Source organism: Streptomyces canus (assembly GCF_001514145.1).
Taxonomy (GTDB): Bacteria; Actinomycetota; Actinomycetes; order Streptomycetales; family Streptomycetaceae; genus Streptomyces; species Streptomyces canus.
The window spans coordinates 53,525-71,258 of record NZ_KQ948667.1 but is presented as its reverse complement, the minus strand read 5'-3'; the positions used below and the strand labels follow the sequence as shown (position 1 = coordinate 71,258).

18 protein-coding genes, 1 tRNA gene and 2 pseudogenes are annotated in these 17,734 nt (G+C 67.9%); 8 read left to right on the top strand and 13 right to left on the bottom strand.

Annotated features, from left to right (window positions below):
• Together AQJ46_RS32745 and AQJ46_RS32740 are read left to right on the top strand one after the other, a co-directional pair.
• Positions 1-798, top strand: a complete 798-nt coding sequence (locus tag AQJ46_RS32745; RefSeq protein ID WP_059209005.1) for a hypothetical protein — start codon at positions 1-3, stop codon at positions 796-798.
• 183 nt (positions 799-981) lie between these two features.
• The gene (locus AQJ46_RS32740) at positions 982-1,215 is read left to right on the top strand and encodes a hypothetical protein (RefSeq protein ID WP_059209004.1); all 234 of its coding nucleotides are present in this window, start codon (positions 982-984) and stop codon (positions 1,213-1,215) included.
• Here AQJ46_RS32740 and AQJ46_RS32735 read toward each other — a convergent pair.
• Positions 1,187-1,366: a hypothetical protein gene (locus tag AQJ46_RS32735; RefSeq protein WP_059209003.1), complete on the bottom strand. Its 180-nt coding sequence runs from the start codon at positions 1,364-1,366 to the stop codon at positions 1,187-1,189. The two genes, AQJ46_RS32740 and AQJ46_RS32735, sit on opposite strands and share 29 nt — an antisense overlap.
• A 69-nt stretch (positions 1,367-1,435) precedes the next feature.
• Positions 1,436-1,600 carry a hypothetical protein gene (locus tag AQJ46_RS55605; RefSeq protein ID WP_159064085.1) on the bottom strand — a complete coding sequence of 55 codons (165 nt, stop codon included), beginning with the start codon at positions 1,598-1,600 and terminating at the stop codon, positions 1,436-1,438.
• Between the two features lie 421 nt (positions 1,601-2,021).
• On the opposite strand from AQJ46_RS55605, the gene AQJ46_RS32730 reads away from it, so the two are divergent.
• On the top strand, positions 2,022-2,582 hold the full coding sequence (locus tag AQJ46_RS32730; RefSeq protein ID WP_225887447.1) for a potassium channel family protein: 561 nt from the start codon (positions 2,022-2,024) through the stop codon (positions 2,580-2,582).
• Between the two features lie 19 nt (positions 2,583-2,601).
• On the opposite strand, the gene AQJ46_RS32725 is transcribed toward AQJ46_RS32730, so the two are convergent.
• The 3 genes from AQJ46_RS32725 to dcd all read right to left on the bottom strand — a co-directional run bounded on the left by AQJ46_RS32725 (position 2,602) and on the right by dcd (position 4,512).
• Complete coding sequence (locus AQJ46_RS32725; RefSeq protein ID WP_059209002.1) at positions 2,602-2,940, bottom strand: carboxymuconolactone decarboxylase family protein; 339 nt, start codon at positions 2,938-2,940, stop codon at positions 2,602-2,604.
• A 484-nt stretch (positions 2,941-3,424) separates the two neighbouring features.
• Positions 3,425-3,940: a phosphoribosyltransferase gene (locus AQJ46_RS32720; RefSeq protein WP_059209001.1), complete on the bottom strand. Its 516-nt coding sequence runs from the start codon at positions 3,938-3,940 to the stop codon at positions 3,425-3,427.
• A complete protein-coding gene (gene dcd / locus AQJ46_RS32715; protein ID WP_057608862.1) occupies positions 3,937-4,512 on the bottom strand; it encodes a dCTP deaminase in 576 nt (191 codons plus the stop codon). Before dcd ends, AQJ46_RS32720 begins: the two co-directional genes overlap by 4 nt.
• Before the next feature lie 498 nt (positions 4,513-5,010).
• Here dcd and AQJ46_RS32710 point away from each other — a divergent pair.
• A tRNA-Gly gene (locus AQJ46_RS32710) sits at positions 5,011-5,084 on the top strand.
• A 101-nt stretch (positions 5,085-5,185) separates the two neighbouring features.
• Here AQJ46_RS32710 and AQJ46_RS57485 read toward each other — a convergent pair.
• The 6 genes and pseudogenes from AQJ46_RS57485 to AQJ46_RS57480 form a co-directional block, all read right to left on the bottom strand.
• Positions 5,186-5,608, bottom strand: a pseudogene (locus tag AQJ46_RS57485) (hypothetical protein); the annotation flags it as partial.
• A gap of 78 nt (positions 5,609-5,686) precedes the next feature.
• Positions 5,687-6,808 (bottom strand): FAD-dependent oxidoreductase, encoded by a 1,122-nt coding sequence (locus AQJ46_RS32705; protein ID WP_059209000.1) that lies wholly within the window; start codon positions 6,806-6,808, stop codon positions 5,687-5,689.
• Between the two features lie 293 nt (positions 6,809-7,101).
• A complete protein-coding gene (locus AQJ46_RS32700) occupies positions 7,102-7,545 on the bottom strand; it encodes a PIN domain-containing protein (RefSeq protein ID WP_059208999.1) in 444 nt (147 codons plus the stop codon).
• Positions 7,542-7,808, bottom strand: a complete 267-nt coding sequence (locus tag AQJ46_RS32695) for a ribbon-helix-helix domain-containing protein (RefSeq protein ID WP_059208998.1) — start codon at positions 7,806-7,808, stop codon at positions 7,542-7,544. The genes AQJ46_RS32700 and AQJ46_RS32695 overlap by 4 nt, the downstream gene beginning before the upstream one ends.
• 541 nt (positions 7,809-8,349) lie before the next feature.
• Positions 8,350-9,471, bottom strand: a complete 1,122-nt coding sequence (locus AQJ46_RS32690; protein ID WP_159064084.1) for a hypothetical protein — start codon at positions 9,469-9,471, stop codon at positions 8,350-8,352.
• A 226-nt stretch (positions 9,472-9,697) separates the two neighbouring features.
• A pseudogene (locus AQJ46_RS57480) lies at positions 9,698-9,989 on the bottom strand (IS5/IS1182 family transposase); the annotation flags it as partial.
• A 286-nt stretch (positions 9,990-10,275) separates the two neighbouring features.
• Between AQJ46_RS57480 and AQJ46_RS32685 the strand changes: the two are divergent.
• Positions 10,276-10,485, top strand: coding sequence for a hypothetical protein (locus AQJ46_RS32685; RefSeq protein ID WP_225887446.1), 210 nt, complete (start codon positions 10,276-10,278; stop codon positions 10,483-10,485).
• Positions 10,486-10,528: 43 nt separating this feature from the next.
• On the top strand, positions 10,529-11,416 hold the full coding sequence (locus AQJ46_RS32680) for a ribonuclease BN (protein WP_404828490.1): 888 nt from the start codon (positions 10,529-10,531) through the stop codon (positions 11,414-11,416).
• Between the two features lie 160 nt (positions 11,417-11,576).
• On the opposite strand, the gene AQJ46_RS32675 is transcribed toward AQJ46_RS32680, so the two are convergent.
• Entirely contained in the window at positions 11,577-12,845 is a 1,269-nt protein-coding gene (locus AQJ46_RS32675; protein WP_225887456.1) for a hypothetical protein, read from the bottom strand.
• A gap of 1,150 nt (positions 12,846-13,995) precedes the next feature.
• On the bottom strand, positions 13,996-14,322 hold the full coding sequence (locus AQJ46_RS32670) for a hypothetical protein (protein WP_059208995.1): 327 nt from the start codon (positions 14,320-14,322) through the stop codon (positions 13,996-13,998).
• 110 nt (positions 14,323-14,432) lie between these two features.
• Here AQJ46_RS32670 and AQJ46_RS57475 point away from each other — a divergent pair, with 110 nt between their 5' ends.
• A complete protein-coding gene (locus AQJ46_RS57475; protein ID WP_225887444.1) occupies positions 14,433-16,526 on the top strand; it encodes an AfsR/SARP family transcriptional regulator in 2,094 nt (697 codons plus the stop codon).
• Positions 16,415-17,731 carry a tetratricopeptide repeat protein gene (locus AQJ46_RS57470; RefSeq protein ID WP_225887443.1) on the top strand — a complete coding sequence of 439 codons (1,317 nt, stop codon included), beginning with the start codon at positions 16,415-16,417 and terminating at the stop codon, positions 17,729-17,731. The genes AQJ46_RS57475 and AQJ46_RS57470 overlap by 112 nt, the downstream gene beginning before the upstream one ends.
• The last annotated feature ends 3 nt before the right edge of the window (positions 17,732-17,734 follow it).

The window sequence follows — 17,734 nt, the reverse complement described above, 5'->3', positions numbered from 1 at the left end:
GTGGATCAGGGGGACCAGTTGCTGGCGAATCTGTTGCCGGGCCTTCGCGATGTCCGAGCGCCGCTCTCGACAGGCTGCATCTGGCTTCTGACGCTCTGGCTGATCCTGGAGGACCGCGTGCCGACGCCCCAGAAAGCTCACGGCGTCTGGGGTTCGCTGTATCGCCTCGGTGACTTGATAGGACCCGCCGGAGTGCTCGCCTCCGGGGCCTTCCTCGCCTACCTCATCGGCGCCATGCTCGCCGTCCGGGTAGTGACTGTGAACGCGAGGGAAGCGCCGAAGGCCGCGAGGTTCCGGAGCGGCGGGACAGCCCTCGCGCCTCGTGTGTCACGTCTGGCATACGACGACCTTGTCAGCTTCCTACAGGATCAGGGACGGTTGGCTCGCCCCGTACCCGAGGGCACCGCGGCCGTGAACCCGGAGCGCGAGCGCGGTGAACGCCTCGTGGTCGGCCTGGCGGTACGAGACATCCTCGGCGAGACGCGCCAGCTACGCACCAAGCTGCTGATCGCCAGCTACGACCTGTTCAACGAGTACGACCGAGCGGTAGGTGAAGCAGAGTTCCGCAAGAACGTCGCCTACGCCCTCCTGGGCCTGACGGCCACCCTCAGTTGGCTGCAATCACCTTGGTGGGCTCTCCTTCTGGTTGTTTCCGCCCGGCTCTATGTCGCCGGCGTGGGAAGCGAACGAGCAGCCAACGACGTCATCGTCCAAGCAGTGGTGGCGGGTCTCATCACGCCCCTCTCCATCACCGGGGCCGCAGGAGTGCCGGCTGTTCCTACGGGGCGCAGTCAGTAGAGCGAGAACACTTTCCGGGGCCCGGTTGGGGGCACGGCACCTCGGCAACCGCGCCGAAACGCCCACGGCGGTACCTCAGAAGACTGTGACACCGCACTCGACATCGCCCTGGGTAAGCCGGGGCGACCAAGAGCTTCCGGAGAGCATCCGTTATGCCCAATTCCATGGAGATCCAGCGCCGAGGTGTTCGCGCAGATCTCGAGGCAGCGCGGGATCGAGCCCGCTGACGTACGCGACGTCTGTGCCGCCTGGCGGGCCTTCGGCGAGTTCTGCCAGGTCGAGGTCGAGCCTGATTACGGGAAGGTAGAGCTGGAACTCACCTTCGCCGAGGACCCGGCACGGCAGGAGGGCGAGCGCGGGTCCTGGCAGTGTCGATCGGCGCTGATCGTCACGGCTGCGCAGTCCTGGGAGCGGTGAAGGCGGGCTGGGCAAGTACCCACAGAAGGGCTCGCCCGGTCAGGGGTGTCGTAGCGATGAGGATCAAGTAGATCTCGGCGAGCGAGCCGTCACCGGTGAAGACGTCGTGGTCATCCGTCAGCCGTGACAGCAGGTAGATGACGGAGTCCACGATGAGCCACTAGGCCAGGTTCGCGCCGATCCACCAGGCCCAGCGGCTGGTGACCTTGCGCAGGACGAGTCACTGGGAGAGACCGAGCAGCGGGCCGAGGGCCAGGCTCTGACTCGCGGCCAGGAGGTAGGCCGTCGAGACGTCGCCGTTGAGGTCCTGGGCGCTGATCACCGCAGGCATGATGACCAGGAGCCAGGCCAGCAGCGCCGGGCCGACGTTGGCAGTGATCCACACCTTGCGGGGACAGTCACCCGCTGTCGGACGACCAGCCGCTGCAGAGCTCCCAGGACACCTCCGAACAGCACGGCGCCCAGGGTCGCGATCAACAGCGCGATCACGACGTGGTGGCTGGAGACTTCCAGGTGGAGCGCATTGTCCCCCAGCAGTGCCAACAGGAACCCAGCGGTCTTGTAAGCGATCCACCGCCAGTAAAGGCGGGAGTCCCATCCGCTCGGTGACGTGGTCTCACGGCGGGAGCCAGAAGCAGCCATCGCGTAGTCCTCCGGTTTCCGCGGCCCCGGTGTGATGGCCCGCCATCCCGGTGACCACACCGTGCACCAGGGTGCGTCTGCTGTCCGACGTTCAGTGAATCGGGAAAGTTGATCCAGGAGCCGACGCAGCAGCGCGGCCACGGGATCGGTGCATCGGGGGAACCGTGGGAAGCACACCGCGTAGGAGCCGCCGGGAGTCGAGGCGCGCCGTGGTGCGTTCGCTGCTCAGCGCAGCGCTCCTCGTCACCGTCTACTATCTGCTGCCGCTCGACTCGGCCTTCACTCCTGGCACGGTCCTCGGGCTTGCCGGCGGCATCGTCGCTGTGGGACTGCTCCTTTCCTGGCAGATCAGAAAGATCTCGCTGTCCCAGCGGCCCGAGCTGCGGGCCATGGAAGCCCTGGGGACAACCCTTCCGCTCTATCTGCTTTTGTTCGCGACGACGTACTACCTGATGGAGCAGAGCGCGCCGGACAGCTTCAGCGAGCCGCTGACGAGGTCCGACGCGTTGTACTTCACCGTGACTGTGTTCAGTACCGTCGGCTTCGGCGACATCAGCCCGCGCAGCGAACCGGCCCGGTTGCTGGCCACGGGGCAGATGACGATGAACCTGCTGCTGATCGGTGTCGCGGCCCGGCTCCTGGTGTCGGCGGTCGAGCAGGGCAGGACCCACCAGGACGCCACAGCGGTCGAGGGCCAGAACGGCGGAACGCCGAAGGCACCATGACCGCTGGCGGCTGCTCCCCTCAGCTCCCGGCCTCGACCTCGGCCTCGGTCTCGGCGTCGGCCACAGCGATGGCGATGCCGAGCGCTGCGGCGAGGTTGCCCGCCGCCGTCATCACGCGGGCCGTGCCCACGATGGGAGCGATGGCGACCAGGACGTCCTGCACCTGGGCAGCGGTCAGGTTGGCCCTGAGCGCGGGATCGATGTGGGCGACGTAGGAGATGGGGGGCGCGTCCGAGGCCGCGAGCGCAGCGATGCGGGTCAGGATGAGCGTGTCCAGGGGCAGACCGCATCGCTCGAGGGAATCGATGGTCATGGCGGCGAGGGTGTCCAGGACAGGGGTTTCGGATGCAGTGGACATGCCGAACGGCCTCCTAAGGCGCTGACGACCCCGAGATGGTGTGCGGCGGAGGCGGACAGAAACGGGCATCCGCAGGCGCCACGTCCTTCCTTCAACCGTAGAAGCCTTACGGACATCGCGCGCGGGGGATGCACACTGCCCCGCAGGTACCCGCAGCCTTTCAGCGACCTGGCCGACGTAGGTGGTCTCGTCGCGGCGAGCTGCTACGACACCAAGGAAGTGTCAAGCTCAGCCGGTGCCTGACACCAAGGCCTGACAACAAGAGGCCCGTACGGCTTCTACCAAACTCGACGTTCCAGCGGTCGCGGGACAGGAGGTCGTCCCTCAGGCATGCGGACAGGGCACGGGCAGGGCCCAACGCCTACGACCCGCACAAGAACCAGCGGAGAAGCGCGAATCACGCAACTACAAGGACGGCGCAAGGCAGACCGCTGAGCGCGCTCCCACAGATCACATCACCGATCCACAGAAGCGACTCACCAAGTCAGAGCGCTTCCTTCGACGGAGTGACCGGCTCCCCCGACTTACGTACTACAGGCAAAACACTCCACGGAAAGTTGATCCAGTCGTCCGTGCGCTTCCAGACGTACTCGCACTTCACCAGGGACTGGGACTTCTCGTAGATGACCGCGGAGCGGACCTCGGCGACGGCGTCGAGGCAGAAGTCCCGTACCAGTTTGAGCGTCTTGCCGGTGTCGGCGACGTCGTCGGTGATGAGGACCTTCTTGTCGGAGAAGTCGATGGCGTTGGGGACCGGGGCCAGCATGACCGGCATCTCCAGGGTGGTCCCGACGCCGGTGTAGAACTCGACGTTCACCAGGTGGATGTTCTTGCAGTCGAGGGCGTACGCGAGGCCGCCGGCGACGAAGACTCCGCCGCGGGCGATCGAGAGCACGACGTCGGGCTCGTAGCCGTCGTCGGCGATCGTCTGCGCGAGCTCCCGCACTGCGGTGCCGAACACCTCGTAGGTGAGGTTCTCCCGCGCGTCCGCACCGCTCATACCTGGGTCCGGTGGAAGTTGAGGAAGGAGCGGGAGGCGGTGGGGCCGCGCTGGCCCTGGTAGCGGGAGCCGTAGCGCTCACTGCCGTAGGGGAACTCGGCCGGCGAGGAGAGCTTGAACATGCACAGCTGGCCGATCTTCATGCCCGGCCAGAGCTTGATGGGGAGCGTGGCCAGGTTGGAGAGTTCGAGGGTCACGTGTCCGCTGAAGCCGGGGTCGATGAAGCCGGCCGTGGAGTGGGTGACGAGTCCGAGCCGGCCGAGGGAGGACTTGCCCTCGAGGCGGGAGGCCAGGTCGTCGGGGAGGGTGATGACCTCGTACGTCGAGGCGAGGACGAACTCACCCGGGTGCAGGATGAAGGGCTCGTCGCCCTCCGGCTCCACGAGCCTCGTGAGGTCGGCCTGCTCCACGGAGGGGTCGATGTGGGGGTAGCGGTGGTTCTCGAACACCCGGAAGAAGCGATCGAGGCGCACGTCGACGCTGGACGGCTGCACCATGGATTCGTCGTAGGGATCGATCCGTACCCGCCCGGCGTCGATCTCGGCCCGGATGTCCTTGTCTGAGAGAAGCACGCCCCGAGGATACGCAAGGCGCGCGGACCGACCACCATCGGACGGACCGCGCGCCTGGTACCGATCTCTCAGTGCTTCTCCAAGGCCACCGGAACGACACTCCGAAGCCGCGCACAGCGAGGACAGCGGACGAGCCGTCCGGGGCCGAGTCGCTCGGCCTGCTGCATCGGGAACGAAGCGGTGCTGAACACGTGCCCATCGGCACAACGGACGACGGTGCGCTCCATCAAGTCCAAGAGTCCCTTCCCCAAGAGCCGCGTCGGGCTACTGCTCACCTGACGACAAATGCCACGTTACGGGATGAACGAGACGGCTCTCCAGGCGGCACTCCGGTCCCGCCCGGACCCTCTTCCACCCCTCCACCGTACGCCCCAACTCCCGCTGCCCGCAGCCCTGTCCCACCCCTGAGACGCACTCAGGCCCACGGCTTCGATGCCGTGGGCCTGGGATGAGGTAAGGTAACGTTGCGTTCGACACCGGTTCCGTCCGGCGTGTTACGCGGGTGTAGTTTAATGGTAGAACATCAGCTTCCCAAGCTGAGAGCGCGAGTTCGATTCTCGTCACCCGCTCCATAATGAAACCCCAGGCCAGTAGCCTGGGGTTTGTTTGTCGTCTAGTCCAATTCGAGGGTCACGCGCCCTCCGCGTGCCCTAAGTCCCAGTCGACCGCCCCTTCAGGACGCCCAGGCGCAGGTTGAACCACCAAAGCGCCCGAGCACCTCAGAGGATGAGATGCATTTTCGGTGACCTGGGTCACATCGTGAGCGAATGGCGGACAAGTCGCCTACGCAAACCCGTAGTTCGCAGCGGGTGCGCACACCGACGGGTGCACCCACTCGGCGGATTTCCGGGACGGTCAATGCCGTCGGCTCGCGGCTGCTGGTGGGATGGTGCGGATCGACGCCTCGGTCGGGAGCAGCGCCGACTGCGAGGGCAGCGAGGAAGGCGAGGGCGAGCATGGCGAGTGTGATGTGCCGGTGCCATGAGGTCCAGTTGCGGACCTGGTAGGGGTCGAGTCCGACCTGGCCCTTGGCGGCCTGGAAACACTCCTCGACACTCCAGCGGACACCGGCGACGCGGCCCAGCTCGGACAGGGGCACGTCAGGGTGGCGGTGGCCGCCGGTGCCGCTGCGGACCCAGGGTCCGCGGCAAGATCGCGAACCCGGGCCGGGGTGTCAGGAGTGATCGAACAGAGTGACTACGCTCTGCGGTGCTTCCCGGCCGAAAAAGATTTCCAGGTTCTGCGCCGAGCGGCCTGCGGCGCCGCTACTACGCAGGAACAGCCGCTCTTCGTAGGCGCCGAGCGCGACCTCGATGTCGGGTTGCTCAACCAGCTTGCCAGCCAGGTCCGCGCCGTCGTACATGGCGAGGTTCGCGCCCTCGCCGGCAAAGGGCGACATCAGGTGCGCGGCGTCGCCGATGAGCGTCACTCCGGGCACCCTGTCCCATTCAAGCCCGACGGGAAGGGCGTAGATGGGTCGGAGCCACGGTTCCGCGTCGCTCTCTGTCACAAAGGCGGTGAGCAGCGGCGACCAGCCGTCGAACGCGTCGGCAAGTTGGCGGAGGCCCGCGGACGGGTCGCCGAAGTCGATCGACCTCATCCACGTCTCGGGCTTGTTCAGCGCCACGTATCCGCGCACGTGCCCGTCGGCGTAGCGGTGGGCGATGATGCCTTTGCCCGGCGCGACCGCCATCAGCGTGCCGCTGCCGATCGCAGCCACGCTCGCCCGACGGTTCTGGCCGCCCGACGTGAAGGCGATCTCGATGAAGCAGGTTCCGCTGAAGAGAGGCTCGGCGGGGGTGAGCAGCGGACGCACCTTCGACCAGGCGCCGTCCGCGCCGATGACGATGTCGGCGTGCGTGGCGGAACCTTCCGCGAAGGTGAGGACGTAGCCGCCCTCCGGACGGTGCCGGACCGAGGCGAGCTTGTGACCCCACCTGATCGTCCCGGGCGCGAGCGAGTCGATGAGCAGGCGCCTGAGTTCGCCACGATCCACCTCAGGACGGGCCGAACCGGCGTCCGCGGGCATGTCGAACAGGATCGTGCCGTGGTGGTCGACCACACGCTTGGCGTCCTCGCCCGGGCGGACCAGAGTGAGGAACTCGTCGTACAGACCAGCTGCGCGAAGCGCGACCTGGCCGGTCCCTTCGTGGATGTCCAGCAGGCCGCCCTGTGCACGGGTCGTCGCCGAAGCCTCACCCTCGTAGATCGTCGCGGCGACGCCGTGAGCCTGAAGCACCCGGGCGAGCGTCAGCCCGCCCAGTCCCGCTCCGACGATGGCGATGGTCTTCTGCATGCTGCGCTCCTCTGTAGCGCCGACACGCGTCGGCGATGGTCAGCGCCGTGAGCGGACGGGATGTCCGGTCTCGGCAGGAGACGCTCACCGATCAGAACCATCTGCTTCGATGTATGCGCGATGCCCGGCGGATGGACCCGCGAGACATCGTTTTTCGCGACCCGGTGACTGTAGCCCGGCATCCACCTCGCAGCAGCCGGGGACCATGGCGGACACCCGTCCTGCATGTCTTCGTTGTGGCGGTGCCCAAGTCCCTTGCGGAAGCAGGCAACTTGACCGCTTTGGGTCCTGGGTCAGAGCGGGAGGTCGTCGGGGAGTACCCGGAACGCCTTGTGGCGACCCAGCGGGCGTACGGCCCGGAAGTCTCGTCGGTCGAGGGTGAGGATCGCGTCCGTGTCGTAGTCGGCGGCAAGCGCCACGTTCACCGCGTCGGCGAGGTCGAGGTCCAGGGCGCGGTAGCGGACACGGACGGACTGGGCTGCGCCCAGGTGGTCCTCCGTGATCTCCGGCAGGACGACACGACCCCGGCTCATCCAGCGGCGCAGGTCGTCGACCGCGCTGACGGCGGCCTCCCTGCCGAGCTCACGCGTGGCCACGTGATCCAGTTCGGCCAGCAGGAGCGGCGACATGACCAGCAGGCCCGCCGCCATGATCGCCTCGTTCGCCGCCCCATGTTCCGGATGAGCGGAGTCCAGGGCTGCCAGAAGGCCGGATGTATCGGCGATGACAATGATCACGCGGCGGATCCGGGGCCCGAGCCGGTCTCACGCCGGACGGCATCGGCGACCGTGTCGCGGACCTCCGACTTGGGCAGCGTGCGCCCCGGCCCCTCGAAGGTGCGTGAGAACAGCGGCTCGTCCCAGACCCGGTTCGCCATGGCCGCGAGGTGGATGCCCTGGCGGATGATCTCGGCCTCGCTTATCCCCCGGCGCTTGGCAGCCTCCTTGATGATCGCCAGGTCCTCGGGGTCCGCGTAGACGTTCGTGCGCTTCATGGACATGTACCAAGAGTAGTCCATGTACCGGATTGATGTATCCGGCGCACCTCCCATGCCGTGTTACTGAGGACCAGCCGAGCCGACCTGCGGGTCTCGACTCGTGGAGTGCGCACCTCGGTCGGGCAACGTGCGGCGAGGCTCAGCGGCGGCGGCGGCGGCGGCGGCGGCGGCGGCGGCGGCGGCCCAGGATGCCGGCCGGGTTCGCCCCCTTCTACGCGTCGGGTTCTCTCGGCGCCGGTCAACGGCGCACGAGTACACGGCGCACGACACGCTCTCGTAGCGGTCGCCCCCCTCAACCGCGCAACTGGACCGGGCGCGCAGTTAGGCGGAGCGGGCCCAGCAGGAGGCGGAGCGCGATGCCGCCATCGATCCGTTGCGCGAGTTGAGGCGGCAGATGACCAGCGTTCACCTGGAGTCCTTTCCCGCGGCGCATCCACTGACCTGGTCAGAGCCCTAGGTTTCCTCTGACTCGCTGGTCAGCGAGACCAGCTACTGGTCCATAGTCACCGGCGCGGCCGCCACGCTCGCGGAGAGGGCAGTCCGCTCACCCGGCCGAGCCGGCGACACCGCTCGGCCGCCAGCTGGAAAGATTCGTGGCTCGCTGGACCAGTCCGGCCTTGGACCAAGTGCCGTTGGCGTACCGGATGGTGTGGAACAGAGATCCCTTGTCGTCGTCGGAGGCGAAGACGAGCTGGAGGTTGCCGGAGACATTGACTGCCGTGACCTCTTGCAGGACCGTTCCGACGAAACCAGCGCGATTGAAGTCCACCTGCGCGTTGATGTCGCCCAACCGGCTCCAGGATCCGTCGGCGTGCCGGACCGCATGGTATTGCGCCACTTGTCCATTGGTGAGCACCACCATCTGGAGGCTGGTCCCGAAGCCCGCCATCGCTACACGGATAGGCAGGCCCCAGTAGCGCGGCTTGCCTGTCTGCGACAACACGTTGCCCCACGACGCCCAGGTCCCGTCAGCGTGCCTGACGGTGTGCAGCACCGTCCCATGAGCCTGATCGACGACCGCGATCTGCAGGAGGCCGCCGACCGAAGCGGCCGACACACTGGCGAACTTGTCCTGCTTGTAGGCGCTTCCAGACGCGACCTGGTCGGGGTAGGTCCAGGTGCCGTCGGCGCGTTCGGACGTGTGCATGATCTGGCCGGTGCTTCCGATGTAGACCAGATGAACATGTGTGCCGACGACTGCCGCAGCAAGGAAGTTCCGGGTCGGTAGCGACGTAGTGGCGTCGATCGTCGGCAGTCCGGCCATCGGCGTCGGAGTTGTCCAACTTCCGTCAGCTTTCTGCTCCGCCTGTTCCAACGTCAGAACGGTGCCACTGGGCTGCTCGATGAACAGCCGCAACCGGCCATTCTGGACGACGTCGGTGAAGTCGTAGAAGAATTGGTTCTTGAACAATTGGCGGGTGGGTGCCCAGTGACCGCTGGCATAGCGGGACGTTTGCAGCACTTCGAAGTTGGAGCCCTGGACCAGCAGATCCATCCCTCCGGTGCCAGCTGCCGCGGCATACACGGGCGCCGACGTTGCCGCCATGCCACCTGCGAGCGCGGCACCTGCAACGAGCGCTGCCAGCGTCCACCGCACCCCCCGGCGAATGAACACAGACACCCTGAACATGCCCAAGAGTCCGCCCCCAGCCTGCTTTGCCTTCATTCTGCCGAAGGCCCTTGCGTAAAGCACTGCCAAGCGTCCCAGATCATGAGCGGTGGCAATGTCACCGAGCGGTCAAGTCAAAGCAATCATCGTCCCTTCCCCATCAGCCATCGGAAAATTCGTCCCGCCCAGGGGCGTGACAGGACGACACGCCCTGAGTGGGCGGGACAGCGGCCCGAGTGCTCGCGGTGCTCGACGTTCGGAGGCCGCGCGGACGAGGGTGCGGTCATGGCCGGCGGTTCGGGCGTTCGTCCCAGCGGTGGGGTGTCCGTGCCTGCCGGATCAGGCTGCGCACGGTGATGACCGTGTCGGCGAGGTCGGAGAAAGCGTTGATGCCGGTGGTGCGTCGCTCGAAGCAGCAGGCGAGCCGGTAGCAGGCGTTCTGCAGGGCGTGGGTGCGTTCGACGTGCCACCGGTGGCCGGCCTGGATCGGCGCCTTCTCACGTTTGTACGCGATGCGGCCATGGAAGCCGGGGATCGTTGAGCAGGGCGCGGGTCTTGTCGGAGTCGTAGCCGGCCGACCTGCGCCGCCTGTGTGTCCACGGAGTCATCCGACGCAGCCCGCGCGCACTCACCGCTACGAGCTCACTCCTGTCGGCCACGAACAGGCCCCTTTTCCTCACCCGGGCCCATGACCGACTGATCCGAACCGGGCTGGCCGACCCGCCGACCCCGACCAGCCCATCACGTTCCGGACCGCCACCCGCGCCTAGGACAAGGCCCGGGATGACCACCTCCGACGAGCCGGACTAGCCACCTGAACAGCCAAAACCTGCACCATCACGCAAACTTGGGGATGCGGCTTTGCTGGCCGAGGTCGTCGAACTCCGCGCGAAGAACAAGCAGTTGGAGCAGGCGCTGGTGAGTCGTGCGGTGTCGCAGCACCGCAACGTCAAACTCCGCGACGTGGCTGCGGCCCTGGTCACCACCACGAAGGGCCAGGAACTCCCCGAGGCGATACGGCGCGAGTGGCCTCGCGCGCTGCGGCGCCTTCACGCGCTGGAGCGGCGGTGACCGGATCATGCGTTCACGGCTGTCGGTGATGGCGCCCCACGTGATGGGCGACCTGGATACCAAAGGAGTCTTCCGGTGCCGGGTGTTCCGTGATTCGCCGGCCGGGCGGGGATGGCGGCGGAGCCGGGAGATCGAACTGGGGCCGAGGGCGCTGGGTTTCGCGGCGCTCGGGTTCCTCACGCTGGTGCCCCTGCTGATCGTCGTCTCCGCGGCCGATCCGGCGCACGGGCGGGGGTTCGCGCAGTGGCTGGGGGACGGGCTCGGTGTGTCGAGTGCCGCCAGGGAGGAGGTGGGGAAGTTGTTCGCGCGGCCCGGCCAGGTGCTGCAGACCACGACTGCTTTCGGCCTTGCCGCTCTCGCTGTCTTCGGTCTGAGTTTCGGGGCGGCGGTGCAGACCGGCTACGAGAAGATCTGGGAGTTGCCTCCGGCCCGCTGGTACGCGAGATGGCGGCACGTGCTGTGGCTCGCCGTGCTCGTCGGGTCCCTCTACCTGACCGCCACCACCACACTGTGGCGCCATTCACCGGCCGGCACGCCGGCCGCGACACTGAGCGCCCTCCTGTTCTTCTGGTGGTCGCAGCAGATGCTGCTCGGCGGGCGGATCGCCTGGAACGCCCTCGTTCCCGGCGCGGTGGTATCGGCGATCGGGCTGCTCGGTCTCCGGGTCTTCTCCCGGCTCGTCTACTCACCCCTGATCGCATCCAGTGCCGTCACCTACGGCCCCTTCGGAACCGTCCTGGTCGTCCAGTCCTGGCTGGTCGGTGTGTGCGTCGTAGTCTTCGGCGGTGCTCTGACGGGCCGCCTGCTGCACGAGGAACTCCCGCACGTGGCACAGGCACTGAAACAGCGGGCTCGGCGGCAACGAAGTACAACGCTCGCTTCCGCTGCTCAGCCGCCCGTCAGCCACCGAGAGGCCCCCTCCAGCCCATAGAACCGGTGAACCACGCGCGACAACCCTGCGATCCTGCGCTCCCGGGCGCCGCACCAGAGTACGTACGCCCAGGTCAGCAGGCTTCCGTCAGAGTCCGACAGTTCACGGCGACGTATCACCGGACCATGCCCCATCAGACAAGATCATTTGACAACAAGCCCTAGGCGGACGCCGGCACGAAGACCGTCTGCGATGTCGCCGACTGGAAGTTGTCGTCAGCGTCGAAGACGGCCCGGTAGTAGCCGGCACCGCTCTCGTCGAGGTCCGCGGCGAAATCGTTGCCGCTGCCGCCCCAGGAAGCCTCGACCGTGGTGAGCGTCGACCAGTTCACGCCGTCGGGCGAGGACTGGATGTGCACGTTGATCCGGGCGGGTGTCCATCCGTCGGGAAAGTCGATCAGACCCTCGGCGTGGACCTGCCCCGTGTCGGAGCGGGCGGCCGTGAAGGCCGTGAACTTCGACGCCCGGTGCACGTGGACGACGTCGCTCGTACCGGTACCGGCCTGGAGGAACGGGTCGTCCGAGGTGTCCAGTGCGAGCTGGAAGTAGCCGCCCTGCCACGGCGTGTAGTCCATCGTGAAGGTGCCGTCGTCAGCGGTGGTGAAGCGACCCACGAGGTCGGTCTGCGCGTCGTCGGGGCCGAACAGGACGCCCCCGGAGTGCCCGGCCAGCGGCACCCAGCCGTCCGCGGTCTTTTGTTCGACCTTGACGCTCACCGTGACCGGCTGACCGAAGTCGACGTCGGTCGAACTCACCGTGGACGTGAACCGGGTGGGAATCTGGTCGACACCGATCTGTACCGGCTCGGACTCCCCGTACAGAACCGTCGGTGTGCCACCGTCCATGGCGAACACGGCCTGGACGGGCGCGGCGGTGTCGAGCCGCACCGAGGCGGTGAAGTGACCCCGGGCGTCGGTGGTCACAGTGGCCTGCGTCCAGTAGTCGACATTGATCTCGACCTGGCGTGCCGCGAGGGGCTTCACCTGACGGGTCGGCCAACGCCCGTACAGCGTCCCCTCGACCTGCACGTCACGGTGTTCCCGGTCGATGGCGGTGCGGTCGACGGTGAGCGCACCGAACTGCGCCACGACGTAGTAGGCGAAGTCCCCCGCGGACTGCTGCAGCACGTGCCCGCCGTCGGCGTCCGTCACCTCCACGTCGATGCGGTAGGAGCCGAACTCGGGCAGCTTCAACGGCTTCTTGGTGCGCCAGCTGCCGTCCTGAAGGGTGCCGGAGAAGAGTCGGAAGTCCTTCGTCCCGATCTCGGCGACTTCAGTCTGCGAGCCGTACGAGACCAGGTGCGCCGTGATGCTCTTGATGTCGGCCGCGGATCGGGCATTGATCTGCAGGATCCCGAGGTCGTCCGACACGCTCCCCGCGTACGTGACCTCCGGCGGGTCCGCGGCGTGCGCGGCTGTCACGCCTCCCATGCCGAGTGCGGCAGCCGCGACGGCCACCGTGACCCATCTGCGCACTCTCCACAACAACACTGTCGATCCCCACCCCTGACGCGTTCGAGACGGCGGGAGCCCTCTCCGGACCGCCCGCCCGGCCGTCCGTCTTTATACCGACCGCTCAGCGCGGACGCACAGCAATTACGTAAGAACGGGCACGGGGCCTCGGCGGAACCAAGTGCGCCCGGGCAGTGAGGACTTGGCTGCGCCCTGCGGTCTGCCCGGTCCGGACGCGGGTGTCCATCTGCGGGCTGTCCCCAGCAGCCGAGCTGCTGACCGCCGTCGATGTCCTGGTGCCGCTCCAAGGCTCGGCGCGAATCGAGCCGCTGCAATCGGACCGGACGCCGAAGCGACGCGGTGGTGTCCACCCCGAGGAGGCCCGCGTTGCGGGGCCGCTCCAAGCCACCTCCGCATCGAGGTGGTCGGCCGCCACTGAGCGCTCCACCATGTGCTCTTGCGACGGAGACCTCCCGGCCAACGTTCGCTTCCAGGGCCCGGCCGCTCGCCAGTCACCAAGAGGCGCACTCTGCGCCTCCGAGCCGACGGCGTGCCCATAGCGTGCCCTTGAGACCGGCAAACCGCGGTCAACAACGGTGCGTCCTGCGTTTCCGGGCGCCGCACCAGAGTACGTACGCCCAGGTCAGAAGGCATCCGTCCCCGCAAGCGCCGTCGCTTCCCAAGCTGAGAGCGCGAGTTCGATTCTCGTCACCCGCTCCATGACAAAGGCTCAGGTCATTGACCCGGGCCTTTTTGCTGTCTGTGACGATCACGGTTTTTGTGCCAGATTCGGGCCAGAACGTTGATCGTCTGGATCAACGGTGGCTCCATCTGGCACGGCAGCGGCTTCCTGGCGTGCCTTCCCGTGTGACGAAGATCGTAGAACCGGAAACGCTCGGGGAACCCCGACGACGGTGCGCGAGTCCGTCGGCTCCCTTGTCCGTGCAGAGCTCCATGTGGAGTCGCAACTGCGGTCGGGTCTGCGCCGCCCGCACGGGATGTCGTACGTGTGCCTGCGGGCCTCCCGCCCCAGCTCACGGTGGTGCCTGCGTGCTTCCACCAGTGGCGGGTATCGCCATGGCGATACCCGCGCCCAACAGCATGGCCAGAGAGGTCGCCCACTCCGTCATCAACCGACGACCGCGGTGATGTGCCCTTTCCTCCTTTCCGCGCGGAGCACTGCGCGGGCCGCCCCGAGGATCTCCTCGTCCATCTCCAGCCCGGAGGCCAGCACCTGGAGCAGCCGGGTCCGCCACACATCGGGGTCCGTCTCGTACGCGTAAAGCACCCGTACGCCGTAGCCTCCCCGTACGCCGTCGCCGCCACCGGACAACCGTCGGCGGACCGCCTCCTTCAGCACAGCGTGGAGGTCATGGACGACTCCTCGTGAGGTGTCGGTGAGTTCGGCCGCCGCCCCCGTGGCCAACGCGGTGGCCACCAACTCCACTTCGGTCACGCGGATCCCCTTCGGTTGTGCGGGTTGTGCGATGTCGTGTCCATCACCATGGCCGGGGGTGCTGCAATTCTGATGAAATTCCGATGACGTAGGGAAGCGGAGGCTTCGGGGTGGACGACGGATCTCCTCAGCTGCTGCGGTTCGAAGTGCTCGGACCGTTACGGGCATGGCGGGGCGGGGCGCCGCTGAAGCTGGGGCCCGTCAAGCGGCAGGCCGTGCTGGCCGCTCTGCTGCTGCGCCAAGGGGCCGTGGTGAGTCATGAGCGGCTGCTCGACGCGGTGTGGGGCGAGGAGCCTCCCGCAGGCGGTCACAAGGTCCTGCCCACCCATGTCAACTCGCTGCGCAGGGTGCTCGATCCGGAAGGCACCCCGCCCGCGGAGTCGGTGATCCGCAGCGGCAAGGGCTGGTACTGCTTCGCCGTCGAGGAGGTCAGGCTCGATACGGCGGATCTGGACGAACGGGGCGACGAGGCGCTGCGCACCGTCGCGTCTGGCGACCTGGCCACCGCCGCGGCCCGACTCTCCGCAGCCATCGGGCTGTTCCGGGGCGAGCCCCTGGCCGGGCTGCCGGGACCGTTCGCGCAGGAGGAGCGGCAGCGGTTGGAGGAGCGCCGACGGACGTTCCGGCTGGAGCGGCTCAAGTGCCTGGTCCGTCTGGGCCGGTTCGGCGATGCCCTCGACGACCTGAGCGGGCTGTCCGCGTCTTCGATGGCTGACCGCTACGACGAGTCGCTGACGGCCTTGCGCATGCGGGCCCTGTACGGCTGCGGACGTCAGGCGGAAGCGCTCAGAACTTACGAGGACCTGCGCGTACGACTGCGTGACGAGCTCGGCGCCGATCCCGGTGTGGAACTGCGCCGGGTGCACGAAGCGGTACTGCACCAGGACGACGCCTTCCTCCTGCGTCCGCCCCCGTCGGTACTCTCCACACCGCGCGAGAGGGCCGTGTCCGCCGAACTCCCGCACGACACTCCGGGTTTCGCCGGCCGCACCGGCGAACTCGACCGACTCCACTCGCTGCTTGCGCCCGCGCGGACGCAAGGGACGGCGAACACCGTGGTCATCTCCGCCATCGGCGGCGCCGCGGGCATTGGCAAGACCGCACTGGCCGTGCACTGGGCACACCAGGTCCGCGGCCGCTTCCCGGACGGCCAGCTCTATGTCAACCTGCACGGCTTCGACCACGACCGACAGCCCCTCGAACCCGGCGAGGCCCTTGAACTGCTGCTGCGCAGCCTGGGGCTCGCGGCGTCGGAGATCCCCCCGCACCACGAGGCCCAGGGCCGCGTGTTCCGGACCCTGCTGGCCGACCGGCGCATGCTCGTCCTGCTGGACAACGCGGCCTCGGCCGAGCAGGTACGTCCGCTGCTGCCGTCCGGCCCTACCTGCTGCGTCCTCGTGACCAGCCGCAACCGGCTCGGCGACCTCGTCGCCCACGACGGCGCCCACGCGCTGCCCCTGGATCTCCTCCAGCCGGACGAGGCCCGCGCACTGCTGAGCCGGACCCTCGGCACGGACCGGGTCGACGACGACAAACACGCGGTCGACGAACTGATCCGGCTCTGCGGCAGCCTCCCTCTGGCCCTGCGCGTGGCCGCCGCCAGGCTCGCGGGCGATCCGGCACTGCGGACGGCCGATCTCGTCGCCGAGATGAACGAGGGCAACAAGCTGGAGGCACTGGAGCCGGACAGAGACGCCAACTCTCCTTTGCGTACGGCCTTTTCGGTGTCGTACCGGGTCCTGGCACCCGGCGCACGCCGGCTGTTCCGCCTGCTCGGCCTGTTCCCGGGAGCGGAGTTCACCGCCGAGGCCGCGGCGGCCCTCCTGGATGCGCCACTGTCGCAAGCCCGGCGTCTGATCGGTGCACTGACCTCGGCCCACCTGGTCGAACCCGCGACGGCGGCGCGTTACCGGTTCCACGATCTCCTTCGCGAGTACGCACAGGAGTGTGCGCTGGTGGAGGAGGCGGCGCCGGACCGTGAAGCCGCCCTCGAACGACTCCTGATCTGGTACTCAAAGCCATCCGAACCGCCGCGGGGACCGGGCTCTTTCCGGAGCTGCCCACCAGCCTCCGCCCCGACAGACACCCGGGCATGCCGTCGGCCATCGCCGCCGGACCGTGGCTGGATGCAGAACGGGCGAATCTGCTCGCCGTCATCAACCATGCCGCCCACCACGGCCCCCGCCCCGTCGCCTGGCACCTGACCTCCGCACTGTTCAACCACTTCTGGATCCATCTGCCACGGAAGACCTGGCAGACCACCGCACAGACGGCACTTGACGCGGCCGAGACCGAGAATGACCTGTTCGGCCAGTCAGCGATGCACTCCAGCCTTTCAGCGGCGCGGTGGGACCGGGGGCATGTCCGACAGGCGATGGAACACGCCACACGCGCACTGGAGATCAGCCGGGAGCTCGGTTGGGCGTCGGGCGAGGCGTCGGGTCTCGGCGTCAGAGGCATGGCGTATTGGAGCATGGCTCGCCTCGACAGTGCACACGACGATTTCACCGCCGGCCTGCGCATCTTCCGTGAGACCGGGAATCTCTACTTCGAAGGATTCGGGATGGTCGGCCTCGGTATGGCCTGCCGGGATCTGGGCCGGCTGCACGAGGCCGCCGACCACCTCGAACGTGCCGTCGGCCTTGAGGCAGAGGTCAGCTGGTGGGACGCCGGCTCGGCCCTGCAGCTCCTGGGCGGGGTGTACTGGGAACTCGGCCGTCTCACCGACGGACTCGACCTCCTCGGCCCGGAGGTCGCCTCCGACAAGCGGGCCGGTTACCGCGACGGCCGCGCGATGATGCTCGACGCCATCGCGAAGATCAATATCGAACTCGGCCGCCACGTCGAAGGGCTGGAGCAGGCCGAGCGGGCCTTCGCCCTGGTCGAGGACACGAAACGGCACTGGGTTCAGTCCGGCATCCTCAACACGGTCGCCACCGCCCGCCGACGACTGGGGCAGCTGGACCGGGCTCTTCAGGCCGGCGAGCAGGCTCTCGCCCTGGCCCGCGAGGCGCGATTCCGGCGAGCCGAGGCGGACAGCCTCCTGTGCCTCTCCCCCACCTACAGGGAAGCGGGCCGGTACGACGAGGCCCGCACCCACGCCGAACAGGCGCTGGCTCTGGCCCGCGCCCATTCGTTCCGCGTGGTGGAGGGCCAGGCCCTGACAGCCCTGTGCGAGACGGCGGTGGCCGAGGAAGCACACGGCACAGCCGTCGAGCTCGGCCAGGAAGCCCTCGCCGAACACCGCGGGACCGGCCACCGACTCGGCGAGGCCCGCACGCTCCTGGCACTCGGCCGCGCCCGCTGGAAGACCGACGGCGCCGCCGCCGAACTGATGAGGCGACAGGCGTGGGCCATCTTCTCGGACATCGGCGTGCCCGAGACGAAATACGCGGATCTCGACCGGTGACGT